Genomic DNA, 20,154 nt, shown 5'->3' on the forward strand with positions numbered 1-20,154 from the left:
ATGTACCAAGTTCTGCTAAAACTTTGCGCATTTCTTATGTAGGAATGATTTCGCAGGACGTTTCCATCAAACCGGGAGTAATAAAAGTCGTATTAAAAAGTGACGCAAAGGCACTGGATGAGGTTGTGGTGACAGCCATGGGTATCTCGCGTGAAAAGAAAGCACTGGGTTACGCCGTTCAGGACGTAAAATCAGATCAGCTGACGCAAGCTGCCAACTCCAATCTGGCAGGAGCGCTGCAAGGTAAAGTATCCGGTTTGGACGTTAAGCCTTCAAGTGGTATGCCAGGAGCTTCTTCACAGATCACCATCCGTGGTGCACGTTCCTTCTCGGGTGACAACACTCCGCTTTACGTTATCGACGGAATGCCGGTAACCAGTACGCCGGACGTTAGTACAGACATACAGAACAATGGTAGTGTGAGCGGAGCCGACTTCGCCAACCGTGCGGTAGATATCGACCCTAATGATATTGAAAGTATCAACATTTTGAAAGGACAGGCTGCTTCTGCACTTTATGGCATCCGTGCTTCCAATGGTGTGATTATCATCACAACCAAAAGTGGTAAAGGGCTGGAAAAAGGCAAACCGCAGGTTAGCTTCTCTTCTAATGTCAGCTTCGATGTAGTCGGTCGTCTGCCGGAGTTCCAGAAAACATACGCACAAGGTTCGGGTGGAGTATTCAGCACTACTTCGGGAACGTCTTGGGGACCTAAGATTTCCGAACTTCCAAACGACGCAACGTATGGAGGTAACACGGATAACGAATACACGCAGAAGTTCGGTAAGCAACAGGGAAAATATTATGTTCCCCAACGTGCAGCAGCCGGTCTTGACCCGTGGGCTACTCCACAGGCGTATGACAATGCAAAAGACTTCTTCGACACAGGAATCACCTGGAGCAATTCATTGAATGTAGCGCAGATGCTCGACAAGAGCTCCTACTCTATCTCATTGGGAAATACACATCAGGACGGTATTATCTCAAGCACTGGTATGGACAGATATAATGTAAAGGTTAGTGCTGACACGAAACTGACCAACAACTGGAGTTCCGGATTTACAGCTAACTATATCACTACTTCTATCGACAAGGCAGTGACTTCCGGTAACGGTCTGTTGAGAACGGTTTACGCAGCTCCTCCCAGCTATGATCTTGCCGGTATTCCAAGTCACGTAGACGGTAACCCGTACACACAGAATTCTTTCCGTGGTAGCTTTGACAACGCTTATTGGGCGATGGAAAACAACAAATTCACAGAAGATACCAACCGTTTCTTCGGAAATGTATACGCAAGCTATCAGACTGATTTTGGTACAACCAACCACAAGTTGAACGCAAAATACATGGTCGGCGTGGATGCTTACACCACTCACTATGTAGACAGCTACGGATACGGTAGTAACACGGGTGGCGGTCGCGGACAAATCGAAAACTACGGCTGGACGAACGCTACATACAACTCTTTGCTGACCATCAACTATGACTGGCGCATCAACGAGGACTGGGGACTGAATGCTGTATTGGGTAACGAAATTATCCAAAGTAACAGAAAGAAGTATTATGAATATGGTACGAACTACAACTTCCCGGGATGGAACCACATCAACAACGCCACTACTCAACAGACAGAGGAAGAGACGTGGAAAAACCGCACAGTGGGATTCTTCGGTAACGTATCGGCTTCTTACAAAAATATGCTTTATCTGACCCTCACCGGACGTCAGGACTACGTATCTAATATGCCACGCAACAACCGTTCGTTCTTCTATCCTTCTATTTCGGCAGGCTTCATCCTGACGGAACTGGATGCATTGAAAAACAATGTTGTTAATCACGCTAAATTGAGAGTATCTTATGCGGAAGTAGGACAAGCAGGGGATTTCCTCGAAAACTACTACTCAACTCCGACCTATGGAGGTGGTTTTTACACACTGACTCCGATCATGTATCCGATGAAAGGTACTACTGCCTATACTCCGTACTACACGATTTTCGACCCGAAACTGAAACCGCAGAACACACGTTCGTATGAAGTGGGTACTGACGTGAACTTCCTCGATAACTTAATCACATTCAGTTATACGTACTCACGCCAGAATGTAAAAGACCAGATTTTTGAAGTGCCTTTGGCTTCTTCTACCGGTGCCAGCAAACTGCTCACCAACGGTGGTAAGATTCATACCAACACGCACGAATTCACTCTTGGCTTCAACCCCATCCGGACGAAGAATATCAACTGGGATTTTGCATTCAACTGGACGAAAATCGATAACTACGTAGATGAACTGGCACCGGGTGTAGAAAATATCTCTCTGGGTGGTTATGTTACTCCGCAGGTACGTGCTTCGGCAGGTGAGAAATTCCCTGTTATCTATGGTGTAGGCTTCAAGAGAGATGAAAATGGTAATCGTCTGGTAGACGAAAACGGTCTTCCTATCGCTGGTGAAGCACAGGTAATCGGAAAGGTTTCTCCGGACTTCCTGATGGGTTTCAACACCACATTACGTTTATGGAAGTGTACAATCAGCGCAGTACTCGACTGGAAACAGGGTGGCCAGATGTACAGCAGAACAACCGGACTGGCAGACTACTACGGTGTCAGCAAGAGAACGGAAAACCGCGAAGGTACCATCATCTTCGACGGATACAAAACCGATGGAACTAAAAATGATATCGCTATCACAGGTGCAAACGCACAACAGGTATTTTACAGCCGCCTGAACGATATTGACGAATCTTCTGTATATGACAATTCTTTCATCAAACTGCGTGAAGTGGCTGTCAACTACAAAATTCTTCAAAAACGTTCGATAGAACTTTCTGTAAACGCATTTGCCAGAAATATCCTGATCTGGGCTCAATTGCCTGACCTCGATCCGGAAGCCAGTCAGGGTAACAACAACATGGCAGGAGCATTTGAAGATTATTCAATGCCGCAGACAGCTAGTTTCGGCTTTGGTTTCAACATTAAATTTTAATCTGCAAGACAATGAAAAAATATAAATCAATAGGAAAATTGCTGGCAGTTTCTTTCTTGACTGCTGCCATTGCTTCTGCTTGTACGGAAGACGCAATGGATAAAATCAATGAAAACCCTAACAATCCTCTGGATGCGCCTGCAAAATTTTTGATTACAGACTTAGGGGTAAGCACTGCATTCAGCACTGTGGGAGGGGATTTCTCGCTCTATTCTTCTGTTTACATTGAACACGAAACGGGTATATCCAACCAGCTTTACCGGGCGGAAGTACGTAGCGGAGAGCCTACAACGGCTACTACCTACAACAACGCATGGATCAACGTGTATTCAAATATCAAGAACGCTAAAATCGTTATCAAGAAGTGCGAAGAAGATCCCTCGGAAAAAGGAAACGTAGTGACGGAAGCAATTGCTAAAATCCTGCTCGCTTACAACGGAGCAGTGGCTGCCGATGTATTTGGAAATACACCGTACAGCCAGACTGGTATCCTCAATCCGGACGGCACACCAATGTATATGCAGCCCAAAATAGATACGCAGGAAAGCATTTATCAGGAAGTGATGCAGAATCTGGATGATGCCATCACTCTGCTGGATAACGGTACTGCCAAAGATGCAGGTCTGTCCGGCGCAGTCGGTTCTAAAGACTTGATCTACGGTTCAAACACCAGTACTCAAGCAAGTATGTGGCTCAAGACAGCTTATGCGTTAAAAGCACGCTATACAATGCGTCTGCTCAATAAAAGTGCCAATAAGACAACTGATCTTCAGAACATTCTTACTTATGTGAGCAAATCATTTGCTAATGCAAGTGAAGAATGTAAACTGGCTGTTTATGACGCTGATTCGCAGTTGAATCCGCTTTGGTCATTCAGCTATAGCCGTAACAGTTTGGCAGCCAGTGCCAGTCTGATTGAAAAGTTTGTTGAGCGCAATGACCCCAGAGCACCGCAAGCATTTCTGGAGCCCGATCCCACCGGCTATATTGCTTATGGATACGGAGGTACGCAAGCTACAGACATCGCAGGTATCAAAGCGGCTCCTAACGGAACTCCGCAAGAGTTGCAGAACAATTATGGTATGTCAATGATATCATGGGCAATGTCGGCTCCTACTCTTTTAATCAGTTATCACGAAGTGAAATTCCTCGAAGCAGAAGCATTATGCCGCTTGGGAGGCAGACTGGATGAAGCTAAGAGTGCTTTAAAAGCTGCAATCACTGCCGGATTCGAGAATCTGGAAAACTCAATTATAGATGCCGCTGACACTTGGGTATATGATGGTGACAGCGATTTGGGGGCAGATGTAGCAGAAACCTATTTCACGGATGAAGTAGAACCGTTATTCGATGCCAACCCTCTGCAAGAGACAATGATACAGAAGTATCTCGCCTTCTTCGGTGCATCCGGCGAATCACTGGAAGCCTATAACGACTACCGTCGTTTGAAAGGTGCAGGAGAAAACTTCATTGTACTGAAGAACCCGCTGAACAACAATAAGTTCCCATTGCGCTTCGGTTATGGAGCAGACGACGTATTGGCAAATCCTGAAGTGAAAGCTGCTTTCGGTGATGGCCAGTATGTATATAGCGAAGCTGTCTGGTGGGCCGGCGGAAACAAATAATGAACTTAAAATCTCTCAAAGGAGAGACTTTACATAGAGTCGTTTCTGTACTCTAACAAATTAACAGAGGCGAACAAAAATAGGCCAACCGTGAGGTTCGCCTATTTTATTTTATCCAATTTCATCAGATGAATGCTCAAATATAATAGAGAAAAAGGAATATTCAACGGCATCTTTTACATACCATTTTTTCTACCCGACCATACTCTTTTCCTACTTTATTCCGTATTTAACGTTTAAGCACCTTTTAAATAAATTAAAAAAATTCTCGTACGAATCAATTTCACCACTGCAAATCGGGTAGATATTTGCTTAAAGTAGTGCGGAGAATACTCAAAGTAATAGGTTTCACCAATACTTCAGTTGCTCCTGCATTCATTGCGTTTTCCTTATCCGAGCTGAAAGCATAAGCTGTCTGCATGATAATAGGAATTTCGGTATTAGACTCACGAATTATCTTCGTTGCCTCCAACCCGTTCATCACCGGCATCTTGATATCCATCAGCATTGCTTTGGTTCTTTCCTGATGCTGTTGAAACAACTCCACCATTTCCTGGCCATTTTTAGCCCACTCGATATCACACTTTTTGCCTATGATAGCCTTGATTAATTTAAAGTTGCTGTCATCGTCTTCAGCTACTAAAATTAAGGGTCTGAATTCATTCATTTGTTCGCTTTCCATATCGCTTATATATTGTTTTTTTATCTGTTTTTGGGGATCAATTTCCCTTTTCAGCCCGCAAGTTATAAAAAAGATTCATATATTTCGCTATCTTTGCGCCTCAATTTAAAAGAATAGTATGATTTCTGTTGACGGACTAGCCGTAGAGTTTGGCGGCACTACTTTATTTAGTGATATTTCTTTCGTAATTAATGAAAAAGACCGCATCGCACTGATGGGTAAAAATGGGGCGGGAAAAAGTACGCTGCTGAAAATTTTGGCAGGCGCACGACAACCGACACGTGGAAAAGTTTCCGCGCCCAAAGATTGCGTAGTAGCCTATCTGCCTCAACATCTGATGACGGAAGACGGAAGAACAGTGTTTGACGAAACGGCACAGGCTTTTTCACATCTGCATGAAATGGAAGCGCAGATTGAAAAACTGAACAAAGAGCTCGAGACACGGACGGACTACGAGAGCGACAGTTACATGGCGCTGATTGAAGAAGTGTCTGCCTTGAGCGAGAAGTTTTATTCGATTGACGCAACTAATTATGAAGAGGATGTGGAAAAGGCATTGCTCGGATTAGGGTTCACCCGGAGCGATTTTCAACGCCAGACGAGTGATTTCAGCGGTGGATGGCGGATGCGCATCGAGCTCGCTAAGTTGCTGTTGCAGAAACCGGACGTACTCTTGCTCGATGAGCCGACGAATCATCTGGATATTGAATCTATTCAATGGTTGGAAGATTTCCTTATTAATAACGGGAAAGCAGTTATCGTAATCAGCCACGACCGCAAATTCGTGGATAATATTACAACACGCACCATCGAAGTGACGATGGGACGTATTTATGATTATAAGGTGAATTATTCCCAATATCTGCAACTGCGTAAGGATCGCCGCGAACAGCAGCAGAAGGCATACGACGAGCAGCAGAAGTTTATTGCTGAAACGAAGGAGTTCATCGAACGATTCAAAGGAACATATTCAAAGACGTTGCAGGTACAGAGCCGCGTCAAAATGCTGGAAAAGCTGGAATTGCTCGAAGTCGATGAGGAGGATACTTCTGCATTGCGACTGAAATTCCCGCCTTCACCCCGTTCGGGCAGTTATCCAGTTATCATGGAAGGTGTTGGAAAGGCATACGGAGAGAAAGTGGTGTTCCGCAACGCTAACCTGACGATTGAGCGTGGTGATAAAGTAGCTTTTGTCGGTAAAAACGGTGAAGGTAAATCTACACTCGTGAAATGTATCATGAAGGAAATCGAACATGACGGTACACTGACTCTAGGACATAATGTACAAATCGGATATTTCGCTCAAAATCAGGCTTCGTTGATGGATGAAAACCTGACAGTTTTCCAAACGATTGATGATGTAGCCAAGGGGGATATCCGGAACAAGATTCGTGATTTACTGGGTGCCTTCATGTTTGGTGGTCCCGAGGAATCAATGAAGAAGGTGAAAGTACTTTCGGGTGGGGAGCGTACCCGCCTTGCCATGATTAAATTGCTGTTGGAACCTGTCAACCTCCTGATCCTGGATGAGCCGACGAATCATCTGGACATGAAAACGAAAGATATCCTGAAACAGGCATTGCTGGATTTTGACGGCACACTGATTGTTGTTTCACACGACCGTGACTTCCTCGACGGACTGGTGACCAAGGTATATGAGTTCGGTAATCAAAAGGTGACGGAACATCTTTGCGGCATCTACGAGTTCCTCGAAAAGAAAAAAATGGATTCGTTGCAAGAACTGGAAAAGAAATAATAAATAATAAAAAGAGGGTATCGGCTGCAGGCGGAATAAAAGTATTTGTATATTTGCAACATCATTTATAACAGGCATTTAGAAAAAAATGGATGAAACAAGGCAGTTATACATTATAAGCGGATGTAACGGAGCTGGTAAAACAACAGCTTCCTACACTGTACTGCCTGAAATTTTATTATGCAAAGAGTTCGTTAATGCGGATGAAATCGCCAAAGGTTTATCACCGTTCAATCCGGAAAGTATGGCTATAGAAGCCGGCCGTCTGATGTTGAAACGTATTAATGAACTATTAGCTGCTAAAGTAAGTTTCTCTATTGAAACAACATTGGCAACCCGTTCATACACCCGGCTCATTCAAAGAGCACAAAATGCCGGATATAAAGTCAGCTTGATTTATTTCTGGCTGAATTCTCCGGAACTTGCCGTCAACCGTGTGTTACAACGGGTCAATGAAGGGGGACATAATGTACCGATGGACGTTATCTACCGCCGATATCAGGCAGGCATTAACAATCTGTTTCAGATTTATATGCCGCGTGTAGACTATTGGCTGTTAGCCGATAACAGTATTTCTCCTCGAGTAATTGTAGCCGAAGGTTACCAACATGGCGAGGATCGAATATATGAACTTGAACTTTTTAAATGCATCAAGAATTATGTCAAATAATGAAATGCAAGAATTGAGCGATAAATTACGACGCGGTCTTCAGCTGGCAGAAAAGCGATTGCTGGAAAAAAATGCTCGCAATGGTAAACTCCTTAGTCAGGGAACACCAGATGGAAAAGTAATTTATGTATCAGCAACAGAATTGCTGGAACGTTTGCAAGAAAAAGAAAAGGAATCAATAAAAAAATAAATTCTCTAAAAGAAAGGATGAAAGGGAAGAAACGAATAATAGTAACTCTGCTATTTTTAATCAACATTATAATGTTGGTGGCAGCCGTTATTCCCCATCATCATCACCCCAACGGAATGATTTGCATGAAGCAGGACTTGCCTGTAGAACAACAATGTCCCACGCATCATCATCACCCGGGAAACGATTCATGTTGCAGCAGCGAATGTATGACTCGTTTCTACTCTCCCACTCCATCCGTACATACGGATAGCGGACCGGATTATGTATTCATCGCTACCCTGTTCACGGATGTAATCATCGAACATCTATTACGGCCACAAGAGAGACGGATTAAGAACTATTACGTCTACCGAGACTCTCTGCATGGCACGGATATACACCGTGCCACTCCTCTTCGTGCCCCTCCCTACTCTGTTTTTGCGTAAAAGTGTAAATGCAAATCAGTTGCATTTGCGTTACCTTATCTTTGTAGCGTAAAAAACAGTAAAATTTAGTAGGAAAATATCATTATGAAAAAACTTATTTTCGTAGGAATCCTAGGCTTATTCGTGCTGGGTTCCTGTAATAATAGTACCGTCACACACACACACAATGAACACGATCATGCCACAGAAGGACATAATCACGAGGCAGAGGGTTCCGATCATTCTCATGAAGGCGAATGTAGCGGAGAACACAACCATGAAGCGACCGATGGACATAACGAGTCTGCCGAAGCGCACAGTGATGAAATCATCCTTCCGAAGGCAAAAGCTGAAGCAGCCGGTGTCAAGGTGAGCGTTATCGAACCTGCACCTTTCCAGCAAGTGATTAAAACCAGCGGACAGGTACTGGCTGCCCAAGGTGATGAATCGGTTGCCGTAGCTACAGTGGCCGGCGTTGTATCTTTCCGTGGAAAAGTAACGGAAGGAATGAGCGTCGGCAGCGGCACGCCGCTAGTCACGATTTCTTCAAAGAATATCGCCGACGGTGATCCGGTACAACGTGCCCGCATTGCCTACGAGGTATCTAAGAAGGAGTACGAACGTATGAAAGAGCTTGTTAAAAACAAGATTGTATCTGACAAGGATTTTGCACAGGCAGAACAAAGTTATGAAAATGCCCGCCTTAGTTACGAAGCCCTTTCCAAGAATCATTCGGCTATCGGCCAAAGTATTACAGCTCCTATTGCAGGATATGTGAAAAGCATTCTTGTGAAAGAAGGCGACTACGTGACCATCGGACAACCGCTGGTGAGCGTGACGCAGAATCGTCGTCTTTTCCTCCGTGCCGAAGTGTCGGAAAAGTATTATCCATACCTCCGTACAATCAGTTCCGCCAATTTCCAGACTCCTTATAATAATCAGGTGTACGAGCTGAAAGCATTGAACGGCAAACTTCTCTCTTTTGGAAAAGCTGCCGGAGACAACTCTTTTTATGTGCCTGTCACTTTTGAGTTCGACAACAAAGGAGAAGTGATCCCCGGATCATTCGTGGAGGTATTCTTGCTTTCTTCAACGATGGAAAACGTACTGTCTCTCCCACGCACGGCACTGACAGAGGAACAAGGAATCTTCTTTATCTACCTGCAACTGGACGAAGAGGGTTATAAAAAACAGGAAGTAACGATAGGAGCCGACAACGGTAAAAGTGTTCAGATCCTGACCGGAGTGAAGGCTGGCGACCGTGTAGTGACCGAAGGTGCTTATCAGGTTCGACTGGCAAGCGCAAGCAATGCCATCCCGGCACATAGTCACGAACATTGATTAAATGAAGAATTAGAAATGAAGAATGAAGAATTTGGCTGCGCAATAATTGGTATATGTTTATTGCACGTGCTGCATAGTCATTCTTAATTCTTCATTCTTAATTCTTCATTCTTAATTCTTAATTCTTAATTCTTCATTCTTAATTCTTAATTCTTAAAGAAATGCTTAATAAAATTATACATTACTCCCTACACAACCGGTTGGTTGTAGTCTGCGCGGCCATCCTCCTGCTAATTGCGGGAACGTATACCGCCATGCATACGGAAGTAGACGTATTCCCCGACTTGAACGCACCTACGGTAGTCATCATGACCGAGGCCAACGGTATGGCTGCAGAAGAAGTTGAACAGCTCGTCACTTTTCCTGTTGAAACTGCCGTAAACGGAGCTACGGGTGTACGCCGTGTCCGCTCTTCTTCTACCAACGGATTTTCCGTTGTCTGGGTAGAATTTGATTGGGGAACCGATATTTATCTCGCTCGCCAGATTGTTAGCGAGAAATTAGCAGTGGTCAGTGAATCACTGCCGGTCAACGTCGGTAAACCGACACTCGGTCCACAATCTTCCATCTTGGGCGAAATGCTCATCGTCGGTCTGACTGCCGACTCCACTTCGATGCTCGATCTTCGTACGATTGCGGACTGGACTATCCGTCCCCGTCTATTGTCTACCGGAGGAGTGGCACAGGTTGCCGTACTCGGAGGAGATATCAAAGAATATCAGATTCAGCTGGATCCCGAACGGATGCGTCATTACGGCATTTCGATGGGAGAAGTGATGGCTGTGACACAGGATATGAACCTGAACGCAAATGGAGGTGTGCTCTACGAATTTGGAAATGAATATATTGTACGCGGTGTACTTTCAACTTCTAAAACAGAGCAACTTGGCAAAGCGGTAGTAAAGACAGTGAACAACTTCCCTGTCACGCTGGAAGATATTGCGGACGTAACCATCGGACCGAAAGCCCCGAAACTGGGAACTGCTTCAGAGCGTGGAAAATCTGCCGTACTGATGACTGTTACCAAACAGCCGGCTACCAGTACGCTGGAACTGACGGATAAATTGGAAGCATCTTTGAAAGACCTGCAAAAGAATCTGCCACCGGACGTAAAAGTTTCAACGGACATATTCCGTCAAAGCCGCTTTATCGAAAGTTCCATCGGCAATGTGAAGAAATCACTCTTTGAAGGAGGTATTTTTGTAGTAATCGTACTCTTCCTGTTCCTGGCAAATGTGCGCACTACATTGATTTCATTGGTAACGCTGCCTCTTTCCCTGCTTGTTTCGATTCTGACACTACACTACATGGGACTGACAATCAACACCATGAGCCTCGGAGGTATGGCGATAGCCATCGGATCATTGGTAGACGACGCCATCGTCGATGTGGAAAACGTGTATAAACGACTGCGGGAGAACCGTCAGAAAGCAAAAGCGGAAAGGTTAAGTACACTCGAGGTGGTATTCAATGCTTCGAAAGAGGTGCGGATGCCTATACTTAATTCTACGCTGATTATCGTTGTCAGCTTTGTACCGTTGTTCTTCCTTAGCGGAATGGAAGGCAGAATGTTGGTTCCGCTGGGCGTTGCCTTTATCGTAGCATTGTTCGCGTCGACAGTAGTTGCTCTGACGCTGACTCCGGTGCTCTGTTCTTATCTATTAGGAAGCAATAAGACAAACAAGGAACTGAAAGAAGCTCCCCTTGCCCGTTGGATGAAAGGGATTTATGAAAAGGCACTGACTTGGGTGCTGGCACACAAACGAGTGACACTTGGAAGTACAATCGCACTCTTTGTGGTTGCCCTCGGAGTGTTCTTTACACTCGGACGCAGTTTCCTTCCTTCCTTTAATGAAGGATCGTTCACCATCAATATTAGTTCTCTACCGGGTATTTCACTGGAAGAAAGCAATAAAATGGGACAGCGGGCAGAAGAGTTATTGATGACGATTCCCGAAATACAAACCGTAGCCCGGAAAACGGGACGTGCCGAACTGGACGAACATGCATTAGGGGTAAACGTTTCTGAAATAGAAGCTCCGTTTGAACTGAAAGATCGTTCGCGCAGTGAACTGGTAGCTGATGTACGTGAAAAGTTGGGTACTATCACCGGGGCAAATATAGAAATCGGACAACCAATCAGCCACCGTATCGACGCTATGTTATCGGGTACGAAAGCGAATATCGCTATCAAGCTATTCGGAGACGATCTGAATAAAATGTTCTCACTCGGTAATCAAATTAAAGGAGCTATCAGTGATATTCCCGGTGTTGCCGACCTGAACGTGGAACAACAGATTGAACGTCCGCAACTGAAAATACAGCCTAAACGGGAAATGCTGGCTAAGTTCGGTATTACTCTGCCGGAGTTCTCGGAATATGTGAACGTAGCTTTGGCTGGAAAAGTGATCTCGCAGGTTTATGAGCAAGGCAAGAGTTTCGATCTGATCGTGAAAGTGAAGGATGATGCCCGGGATGAAATAGAAAAAATCCGCAACTTGATGGTAGACACGAATGACGGTCGCAAAGTTCCTTTGAGCTATGTAGCAGAAGTGGTATCGGCCATGGGACCAAATACGATCAACCGCGAGAATGTAAAACGTAAAATTGTGATTTCTGCCAATGTGGCCGACCGCGATTTGCGTAGTGTTGTAAATGATATTCAGAAACGCATCGACACATCGGTGCAACTGCCCGAAGGCTATCACATCGAGTATGGCGGACAGTTTGAAAGTGAACAGGCTGCCAGCCGGACACTGGCGTTGACTTCATTTATCAGCATTGTAGTAATCTTCTTGTTATTGTATAATGAGTTCCGCAGCGTGAAAGAGTCGGGCGTCATCTTGCTGAATCTTCCGCTGGCACTGATCGGTGGTGTATTTGCTTTGGTGATTACAACAGGAGAAGTCAGTATTCCGGCTATCATCGGTTTCATTTCCTTGTTCGGTATTGCAACGCGTAACGGTATGTTGCTCATCAGCCACTACAATCATTTGCAAAAGGAAGAAGGTTTGAATGTGTACGATAGTGTAATCCGAGGTTCTCTCGACCGTCTGAATCCGATTTTGATGACGGCATTGTCTTCTGCACTGGCACTGATTCCATTGGCACTCGGCGGCGACTTGCCCGGTAACGAGATTCAAAGTCCGATGGCAAAAGTGATTTTAGGAGGGTTATTAACGTCTACTTTTTTGAACGGTTTTATCGTTCCGATTGTTTATCTGATGATGCATCGGAAAAAGGCCCAGGAAAGCCTGTAGCGGGTGATGTTTTTCCTCGGTGAGGAAACCATCGTTCCCCGGTGAGGAACCAAGTGTTTCTCGGTGAGAAACGGGTCGCTCCTCGGTGCCAAACAAATAGATGTCTTATCATAAAGTATCTATCAACAATAGCTTGTAATAAATAAAGAAATTAGAAATGAAACAAATCATGACCATAAGCGCTGCACTTCTTTTCTTAACCATAGGCAAAGTGCAAGCCCAAAACGGAATTGAACAGGTATTGAAGAATATCGAAACGAACAATAAGGAGTTGCAGGCAAACGAGCAACTGATTACTTCGCAGAAGCTGGAAGCTAAAACGGATAATAACCTGCCTGATCCTACTCTTTCTTACGCACATCTATGGGGAGCGAAAGATAAAAGCGAAACAATCGGCGAACTGGTCGTTTCACAAAGCTTTGATTTTCCCAGCTTATATGCTACACGCAACAAGTTGAATCGTCTGAAAGCCGGAGCTTTTGACAGTCAATCGGATGTTTTCCGTCAAGAGAAGCTGTTACAGGCGAAAGAACTTTGCTTGGATATTATCATGCTTCGTCAGCAAAAGCATATTCTGGAAGAACGCCTCCGCAATGCGGAAGAACTTGCAAAGATGTATGCCAAGCGTCTTCAAACAGGAGATGCAAATGCTCTCGAAACCAACAAAATCAATCTGGAACTGTTGAATGTCAGAACAGAAGCGTCTCTGAACGAAACAGCACTCCGCAACAAACAGCAGGAGTTGAATACGCTGAATGGTAATATTCCGGTAGTTTTCGAGGAAAACCAATATCCGGCTATACCTTTCCCAAGCGATTATCAAATATTGAAGTCGGAAGTCATGGCAACGGACCGTACTCTTATGGCACTCGGCAACGAAAGTCTTGTTGCCCGTAAACAGATTGCTGTCAATAAATCACAATGGCTGCCCAAACTGGAACTCGGCTACCGCCGGAATACAGAAACAGGCGTACCTTTCAACGGTGTAGTGGTAGGTTTCTCTTTCCCGCTTTTCGAAAACCGGAATAAGGTAAAAATCGCTAAAGCACAGGCTCTTAACATTGACTTGCAAAAGGATAATGCTACCCTGCAAGTAGAGTCCGAATTGGCACAGCTTTACCGGGAAGCGAAAACACTGCACGCTTCGATGGAAGAATACAGCAAGACTTTCCAGTCGCAACAAGATCTGTCACTGCTGAAACAAGCTCTGACAGGTGGACAAATTAGTATGATTGAATATTTCGTTGAAGTTTCTGTCATCTACCAAAGCCATCAGAATTATCTGCAACTGGAAAATCAGTACCAGAAAGCAATGGCACGGATTTACAAGAGCAAACTGTAAATAGTACATAAAATCCTTTAGACATGGATTACGCTGAACATACTAATTTCTATTTTAAGTGATGTAAGTATGTTTATATAATAATTTCAGGCACGGGTTACACGGATTTCACGGATTACGCTGTTACTTTATGACAATCATATTTCTAAAAGCCGTGAAATCCGTGTAACCCGTGCCTGAATATATCTCCCCTCTCCCTCTCATTTTCTTCAAGTTCCAACTAAATATTTCAAAATAATATGTTACATTTGCAACGAACATAAAATACAGATTATGAGACCTAAACAATTCTATCTATTCATGTTATGTTGCATCCTTACACTATTCAGTGGATGTAAAGAGGATGAAGAAAATCCACTTCGTTTTTACAACAGTGAATATGAAGTGCCCATGGGTGGCAGACGTTATCTTGGACTGGAAAGCGGAAATGGTGATTACTCACTTGAAATTAAAGACACACGCATCGCAAGCGCAGGAACCGAAACCGGCTGGACCGGAGTACCTGCCGGACGTATGATTTATGTTACCGGTATTCTCACCGGGCAAACTTATCTGACAGTAACGGACAACGCCACACAAGAAACCTGCACCCTGCCAATCAAGGTTGTCGACAATTACGAGGATATAAAGTTGCTCCGCAGCTACTTGTCTAACTTACCCAACGGAGACGCAAATCTTCTGCCCGGCATTTCCGACATTTTTCTAATTAACAATCACGCACGGGATGCTTATTTTTTCAAACAGGGAGAACAAACAGCTTTTTCATCCGGACTAACCTTAATAACTCGAGGAAGTTACAAACTGGAAAAAGAAGAAGGAAATAATGAGAAAGCTATACTGACTCTCACTTTTTCGGAAGATGCAGCAACGCCTATTTCCAATCATAAATTCATCTTGTGGGGAAATGCATACGTATTTCACCGCTTGGATAAAAGCTTGAATCTGAATTGGAATACTCCACCCATCGGAGAAACGCGGACATCACCTGCACCACCTCCTTCCTACACGCTGGAAGAAATCGCTGGAGGTGAACCAGGCACAGGCAAACAAATTAGTTTTACCCTTTCCGAACAGGAAATACCTGCCGGAATACTGCCTTAATCAGCAGGGTCTTCTTTAATCAACTGTACTTTCCGATAATATGCGTATATTTTCCGGCAAGTATCCGCTACGAATACGCCATTCTTGCGGATAAAGATTATTGGCACGATTACCGATGTTCTTCACAAATCCGAGAGGAATATGCCGGTACGTAAGCAAAACATATCCACGAGGGGCTGTTACCGGCAAGGTAATGGCCTCTTTTCGTAAATAAGTGATAGCCTGTTTATAACTTATTTCTTCCGTAGCGAAAGCTTCCCGGCATAAAAGTGAACTACACATCGCCAATGCATGGTCAGGTATCAAATCCTTTCCTTTCACTTCTCCTATCTCCACTCCTGCCGATACGATTTTCAGGCATTGTTTCATTGCCATTAATTCATCAGCATAATGCTTTGAAAAAGCCCGAATACTTGTTCCTTCTGCCGACAATATATACTTGTCCGAATTTTCATCATTCAGCCAGCTTTTTGCAATATTCAGCTGTTCTTTCGAAACAGGAGAAGATGCTGCTCCTCCTTTCTTATCTTTCTTTTTAGAAGTCTTCTCCTTGGCGAAAGAAGATACCGGAATCTCGTCTCCTGTCTCCGGCTTCCGAAAAGCTGCCAGGAAAAAGCCTTCGCCTTTCGTCTTATGAGGGAAAAAATGATAGACAGGAATAGAAGATTTAGAACCATCACAATTATCCGGTAAAAGATCTCCTGTTATATTCCAGTTTTCCTGTATCTGCACAGTTAACGGTTCGGCTCCATACTCTTGTTGAATCCAACGTGCATTCTCTTCGTCCTCTTTTGTATTAAATGTACACGTACTATATATAAGAATTCCCCCAGGCTTCAACGTGTCCCAAATATCACCAATAATCCGCCGCTGGCGCTGCCAACAGATTTCTACATTCTCGGGACTCCACTCTTCTACAGCAACAGGGTCTTTACGGAACATACCTTCACCGGAGCAAGGGACATCTGTAAGAATCACGTCAAAAAAAGACGGTAAAGCCGCAAAATCTGCCGGATCATTATTGGTTACCACTACATCCGGATGTCCCCATTTCGTTAAATTCTCCGCAAGAATCTGCGAACGATTCCGGATGACTTCATTAGCCACCAGTAAACTCCCTTCAGGAAGCACACTACGGGCATGAGTAGACTTTCCACCGGGAGCTGCACAAAGATCCAGCATCTTTACCGGTCCGGTGACATACTGCCGGAGCACCTGCTCCACAAACATAGAAGAAGCCTCCTGAACATAATAACAACCTGCATGAAACAATGGATCAAACGTGAAAGTGAGACGCTCATCCAAGTAAAATCCTTCGGAAGACCAAGGGACTTGATTAAATTCAAAATTGAAAGCTGAAAGTTGAAAATCAGTAATACAGCCTGCTTGCGGTACAATTCTGCATTTTCCATTTTCAATTTTTAATTTCCCATCATTCAACCGGATGCTGACAGGTGGTTCTTGTTGGATAGCAACAGCTAATTTGTCGTATTCTTCATCGCCCAACAGGGCACGGGTATAATCTATGAAAGAAGCGGGTAATTCCATTTTTCGTTATTAATTTCCGCAAATATCAAAAATATTTCGTCTCTTTGCAACTTTCTATGATATTAACTACGTCTAACAAACAAAGAAATAAATAAAAAAACTATTGATATGAAAAATTTTCTATTAGCATTGATGGTTGTACTGACCACTTGCACACTGGCTATTGCCCAAAACCAAACTACTGTTGTCCGCGATTCCGTCGGAAAAGTAAAGGTAACTGTGACCAAAGACAATAAAGCAAAAACAAACAATACTGCTGTCACAGTCATCGGTGTAGATACAGCGGACACTGATTCCACAGAAGTAGATGCAAACTCAAGTAATATCAGTACTGGTCATGGTAAGGCCAGTTTTACATTCGAATCGGATGACGACGATTTCCCATTCCACGGCTTTGGTATCAACGGAGGAATTCTCGTAGCAATCATATCAATCATTGCCGTTTTCGGATTTCCGGTATTCATTCTGTTTGTAATCTTCTTCTTCCGTTATAAAAATCGGAAAGCACGCTATCGTCTTGCCGAACAGGCACTCGCTGCAGGTCAGCCATTGCCAGCAGAATTTATTCGTGAAAACAAAACGGTTGACTCACGTTCACAAGGCATCAAAAACACCTTTACAGGTATCGGTCTTTTCATCTTCCTTTGGGCAATCACCGGTGAATTCGGAATTGGAGCGATCGGTTTACTCGTTACATTTATGGGTATCGGACAATGGATCATCGGTAGTAAACAACAGGCTCAAGGTACAGATGCTCCCCGGACGTATACTACCCATAAAGATGAAAAAAAGAATCAGGATAACGTCAAAAACGATAGCTTCGAAATTATCCCTTCCGAATCCGGAGAGAAACATAATGAAGTAAACGAAGCAAAGAACGACGAGAATAAATGAGCCAACTCAATGATATATCGTTAGTCGCGCAGGTCGTGGTGTTCAAGAACACCAGGGCCTTCGACCAGTTGGTGGAGAAGTACCAGTCGCCCATCCGGCGATTCTTCCTGAACCTGACTTGCGGCGACAGCGAATTGAGTGACGACCTTGCACAAGATACATTTATCAAAGCATATACAAACATTGCCTCTTTCCGAAACTTGTCAAGTTTCTCTACGTGGCTGTACCGTATTGCTTATAATGTTTTTTATGATTATATTCGCAGCCGGAAAGAGACAGCCGACTTGGATACAAAAGAAATAGACGCCATCAACAGTACCGAACAAGAGAATGTAGGACAGAAAATGGATGTTTATCAGTCACTCAAAATGCTGAAGGAAGTGGAAAGAACCTGCATTATGTTGTTCTATATGGAGGACATTAGTATTGACAAAATAGCAGGTATTGTAGGAGTACCGTCAGGAACGGTGAAAAGCCACCTGTCACGTGGAAAAGAAAAATTAGCAACGTATTTAAAACAAAACGGTTATGACAGAAATAGACAATGATAAGCTCTTGCGCGATTTCTTCGCAGAAAACAAGCAGGAAATAGCAGACAACGGATTCAGTCGCCGTGTCATGCACCATTTACCCGGTCGTAGCAACCATCTGGCTCGTATCTGGAGTGCCTTCGTAATGACTGTGGCTGCCGTACTTTTCGTATGGTTAGGCGGATTGGAAGCAGCTTGGGGAACAATAAGAGAAGTATTTATCGGCATGATTAATCATGGCACTACCAGCCTTGATCCAAAGTCAATTATTATCGCAGCTGTTGTACTATTATTTATGGCTACACGAAAGGTTGCTTCTATGGCATAAACAAAATAAATACAGATTAAAAGTCCAAAGCATAAGTTTCCCGGATTTTTATCTTTATGAGTCAAAGAACTCTTTATCCCTCTCTTTTAGTGTTAAACAATAATAAATCTACCCTTTACTCCAAGTAAGCCCAAACATAGATGTTGTATATTTGTTGCTCTGTAAACTAAAATAGAGAGAAGAGTTTTGAAACTACGTATATTTATTTTATTTCTATTCCTGCCTTTATTACATGTTCAGGCAGATGTCATCGACAGTCTGATGACGCAGCCCAGAGACTCAATCAGACTAACAAGCGATTCCCTAGTACTGCATTTCTTGGAAGAGTCGGGAATCCCTATATCTGATAATAATAAAGTCAAACTGCTAAAAAGCGGACGGGAGAAGTTTATCGATTTATTTGAAGCCATCCGGGAAGCTAAACACCATGTTCATCTGGAATATTTCAACTTCCGAAATGACTCCATTGCCAATGCTTTGTTCACTTTATTAGCCGAAAAAGTGAAAGAAGGTGTTGAAGTACGAGCTATGTTTGACGCTTTCGGAAACTGGTCGAACAACAAGCCCCTTAAAAAGAAACACCTCAAGAAAATACGTGAACAAGGAATCGAAATCGTCAAGTTTGACCCGTTCACCTTCCCTTATATCAATCATGCCGCCCACCGCGACCATCGCAAAATTGCTGTTATCGACGGAAAAGTGGCATATACAGGCGGAATGAATATCGCCGATTATTATATCAACGGACTACCCAAAATCGGAACCTGGCGTGATATGCACATGCGTATCGAAGGGGATGCAGTCAACGATTTGCAGGAGATTTTCCTGACGATCTGGAACAAAGAGACTAAACAGAATATAGGAGGAGAAGCTTATTTTCCTCAACATGAGGAACAGACAGACAGTACAAATATCGTTGTAGCAATTGTAGACCGTACCCCGAAAAAGAATAGCCGTATGTTGAGCCATGCCTATGCCATGAGCATTTATTCGGCACAAAAGAATGTTCATATCGTCAATCCTTATTTTGTACCGACTTCTTCCATCAAAAAGGCGTTGAACCGGACAATCGACCGGGGAGTAGATGTAACCATCATGGTTTCCTCTGCTTCCGATATTCCTTTTACCCCGGATGCCGCACTTTATAAGTTACATAAACTGATGAAAAGGGGAGCTACTGTCTACATGTACAACGGGGGATTCCATCACTCGAAAATTATGATGGTCGACGACTTGTTCTGCACAGTCGGTACTGCCAACCTGAACAGCCGCAGCCTACGATATGACTACGAAACAAATGCCTTTATTTTTGATAAAAGAATAACGGGGGAATTAAATAATATGTTCCGAAACGATATCGAGCATTGCACCCAGCTGACACCGGAGTTTTGGAAAAAGCGTTCTCCCTGGAAGAAGTTCGTCGGCTGGTTTGCTAATTTATTCACTCCATTTTTGTAATTTTGTACGGAGAATCATTTTCACTGCAAATTATTCAT

16 protein-coding genes are annotated in these 20,154 nt (G+C 43.8%); 14 read left to right on the forward strand and 2 right to left on the reverse strand.

The window, feature by feature from the left end; all coding sequences use genetic code 11:
• Positions 1-23: 23 nt before the first annotated feature.
• Both DW173_RS04895 and DW173_RS04900 read left to right on the forward strand, forming a co-directional pair.
• Complete coding sequence (locus tag DW173_RS04895) at positions 24-2,981, forward strand: SusC/RagA family TonB-linked outer membrane protein (RefSeq protein ID WP_009038733.1); 2,958 nt, start codon at positions 24-26, stop codon at positions 2,979-2,981.
• 11 nt (positions 2,982-2,992) lie between these two features.
• Positions 2,993-4,606: a SusD/RagB family nutrient-binding outer membrane lipoprotein gene (locus DW173_RS04900; RefSeq protein WP_120143936.1), complete on the forward strand. Its 1,614-nt coding sequence runs from the start codon at positions 2,993-2,995 to the stop codon at positions 4,604-4,606.
• A gap of 283 nt (positions 4,607-4,889) precedes the next feature.
• Here DW173_RS04900 and DW173_RS04905 read toward each other — a convergent pair whose 3' ends face one another.
• On the reverse strand, positions 4,890-5,288 hold the full coding sequence (locus DW173_RS04905) for a response regulator (protein ID WP_004314143.1): 399 nt from the start codon (positions 5,286-5,288) through the stop codon (positions 4,890-4,892).
• Between the two features lie 118 nt (positions 5,289-5,406).
• Here DW173_RS04905 and DW173_RS04910 point away from each other — a divergent pair, with 118 nt between their 5' ends.
• The 8 genes from DW173_RS04910 (at position 5,407) to DW173_RS04945 (ending at position 15,358) form a co-directional block, all read left to right on the forward strand.
• A complete protein-coding gene (locus tag DW173_RS04910; protein ID WP_004314142.1) occupies positions 5,407-7,044 on the forward strand; it encodes an ABC-F family ATP-binding cassette domain-containing protein in 1,638 nt (545 codons plus the stop codon).
• An 88-nt stretch (positions 7,045-7,132) separates the two neighbouring features.
• Positions 7,133-7,714: a zeta toxin family protein gene (locus DW173_RS04915; protein WP_004314141.1), complete on the forward strand. Its 582-nt coding sequence runs from the start codon at positions 7,133-7,135 to the stop codon at positions 7,712-7,714.
• Positions 7,704-7,904, forward strand: coding sequence for a hypothetical protein (locus DW173_RS04920; protein WP_004314140.1), 201 nt, complete (start codon positions 7,704-7,706; stop codon positions 7,902-7,904). Before DW173_RS04915 ends, DW173_RS04920 begins: the two co-directional genes overlap by 11 nt.
• A gap of 17 nt (positions 7,905-7,921) precedes the next feature.
• On the forward strand, positions 7,922-8,332 hold the full coding sequence (locus DW173_RS04925; RefSeq protein ID WP_008024755.1) for a DUF6769 family protein: 411 nt from the start codon (positions 7,922-7,924) through the stop codon (positions 8,330-8,332).
• 84 nt (positions 8,333-8,416) lie between these two features.
• Positions 8,417-9,652: an efflux RND transporter periplasmic adaptor subunit gene (locus DW173_RS04930; RefSeq protein WP_120143938.1), complete on the forward strand. Its 1,236-nt coding sequence runs from the start codon at positions 8,417-8,419 to the stop codon at positions 9,650-9,652.
• Positions 9,653-9,816: 164 nt separating this feature from the next.
• On the forward strand, positions 9,817-12,915 hold the full coding sequence (locus DW173_RS04935) for an efflux RND transporter permease subunit (protein ID WP_120143939.1): 3,099 nt from the start codon (positions 9,817-9,819) through the stop codon (positions 12,913-12,915).
• A gap of 157 nt (positions 12,916-13,072) precedes the next feature.
• Positions 13,073-14,257, forward strand: coding sequence for a TolC family protein (locus tag DW173_RS04940; RefSeq protein WP_120143941.1), 1,185 nt, complete (start codon positions 13,073-13,075; stop codon positions 14,255-14,257).
• 273 nt (positions 14,258-14,530) lie between these two features.
• Complete coding sequence (locus DW173_RS04945; RefSeq protein ID WP_120143943.1) at positions 14,531-15,358, forward strand: hypothetical protein; 828 nt, start codon at positions 14,531-14,533, stop codon at positions 15,356-15,358.
• Between the two features lie 15 nt (positions 15,359-15,373).
• Here DW173_RS04945 and DW173_RS04950 read toward each other — a convergent pair whose 3' ends face one another.
• Entirely contained in the window at positions 15,374-16,906 is a 1,533-nt protein-coding gene (locus tag DW173_RS04950; RefSeq protein ID WP_087320495.1) for a methyltransferase RsmF C-terminal domain-like protein, read from the reverse strand.
• A 108-nt stretch (positions 16,907-17,014) separates the two neighbouring features.
• Between DW173_RS04950 and DW173_RS04955 the strand changes: the two genes are divergently transcribed.
• The 4 genes from DW173_RS04955 (at position 17,015) to cls (ending at position 20,116) form a co-directional block, all read left to right on the forward strand.
• Positions 17,015-17,800 carry a DUF6249 domain-containing protein gene (locus tag DW173_RS04955; protein ID WP_120143945.1) on the forward strand — a complete coding sequence of 262 codons (786 nt, stop codon included), beginning with the start codon at positions 17,015-17,017 and terminating at the stop codon, positions 17,798-17,800.
• Positions 17,797-18,348, forward strand: a complete 552-nt coding sequence (locus DW173_RS04960) for an RNA polymerase sigma factor (protein ID WP_004314132.1) — start codon at positions 17,797-17,799, stop codon at positions 18,346-18,348. The genes DW173_RS04955 and DW173_RS04960 overlap by 4 nt, the downstream gene beginning before the upstream one ends.
• A complete protein-coding gene (locus tag DW173_RS04965) occupies positions 18,329-18,658 on the forward strand; it encodes a DUF5056 domain-containing protein (protein ID WP_049702122.1) in 330 nt (109 codons plus the stop codon). The genes DW173_RS04960 and DW173_RS04965 overlap by 20 nt, the downstream gene beginning before the upstream one ends.
• Positions 18,659-18,844: 186 nt before the next feature.
• The gene (gene cls, locus DW173_RS04970; RefSeq protein WP_008024771.1) at positions 18,845-20,116 is read left to right on the forward strand and encodes a cardiolipin synthase; all 1,272 of its coding nucleotides are present in this window, start codon (positions 18,845-18,847) and stop codon (positions 20,114-20,116) included.
• Positions 20,117-20,154: the final 38 nt, after the last annotated feature.

This window comes from Bacteroides sp. AM16-13 (assembly GCF_003602705.1).
Classification (GTDB): Bacteria; Bacteroidota; Bacteroidia; order Bacteroidales; family Bacteroidaceae; genus Bacteroides; species Bacteroides xylanisolvens.

What these genes read in the sequence shown, in the direction of transcription:
- DW173_RS04900 (WP_120143936.1), top strand. Translation starts at nt 2,993, where the DNA reads ATGAAAAAATATAAATCAATAGGAAAATTGCTGGCAGTTTCTTTCTTG.
- DW173_RS04905 (WP_004314143.1), bottom strand. Translation starts at nt 5,288, where the DNA reads ATGGAAAGCGAACAAATGAATGAATTCAGACCCTTAATTTTAGTAGCT.
- DW173_RS04910 (WP_004314142.1), top strand. Translation starts at nt 5,407, where the DNA reads ATGATTTCTGTTGACGGACTAGCCGTAGAGTTTGGCGGCACTACTTTA.
- DW173_RS04915 (WP_004314141.1), top strand. Translation starts at nt 7,133, where the DNA reads ATGGATGAAACAAGGCAGTTATACATTATAAGCGGATGTAACGGAGCT.
- DW173_RS04920 (WP_004314140.1), top strand. Translation starts at nt 7,704, where the DNA reads ATGTCAAATAATGAAATGCAAGAATTGAGCGATAAATTACGACGCGGT.
- DW173_RS04925 (WP_008024755.1), top strand. Translation starts at nt 7,922, where the DNA reads ATGAAAGGGAAGAAACGAATAATAGTAACTCTGCTATTTTTAATCAAC.
- DW173_RS04930 (WP_120143938.1), top strand. Translation starts at nt 8,417, where the DNA reads ATGAAAAAACTTATTTTCGTAGGAATCCTAGGCTTATTCGTGCTGGGT.
- DW173_RS04935 (WP_120143939.1), top strand. Translation starts at nt 9,817, where the DNA reads ATGCTTAATAAAATTATACATTACTCCCTACACAACCGGTTGGTTGTA.
- DW173_RS04940 (WP_120143941.1), top strand. Translation starts at nt 13,073, where the DNA reads ATGAAACAAATCATGACCATAAGCGCTGCACTTCTTTTCTTAACCATA.
- DW173_RS04945 (WP_120143943.1), top strand. Translation starts at nt 14,531, where the DNA reads ATGAGACCTAAACAATTCTATCTATTCATGTTATGTTGCATCCTTACA.
- DW173_RS04950 (WP_087320495.1), bottom strand. Translation starts at nt 16,906, where the DNA reads ATGGAATTACCCGCTTCTTTCATAGATTATACCCGTGCCCTGTTGGGC.
- DW173_RS04955 (WP_120143945.1), top strand. Translation starts at nt 17,015, where the DNA reads ATGAAAAATTTTCTATTAGCATTGATGGTTGTACTGACCACTTGCACA.
- DW173_RS04960 (WP_004314132.1), top strand. Translation starts at nt 17,797, where the DNA reads ATGAGCCAACTCAATGATATATCGTTAGTCGCGCAGGTCGTGGTGTTC.
- DW173_RS04965 (WP_049702122.1), top strand. Translation starts at nt 18,329, where the DNA reads ATGACAGAAATAGACAATGATAAGCTCTTGCGCGATTTCTTCGCAGAA.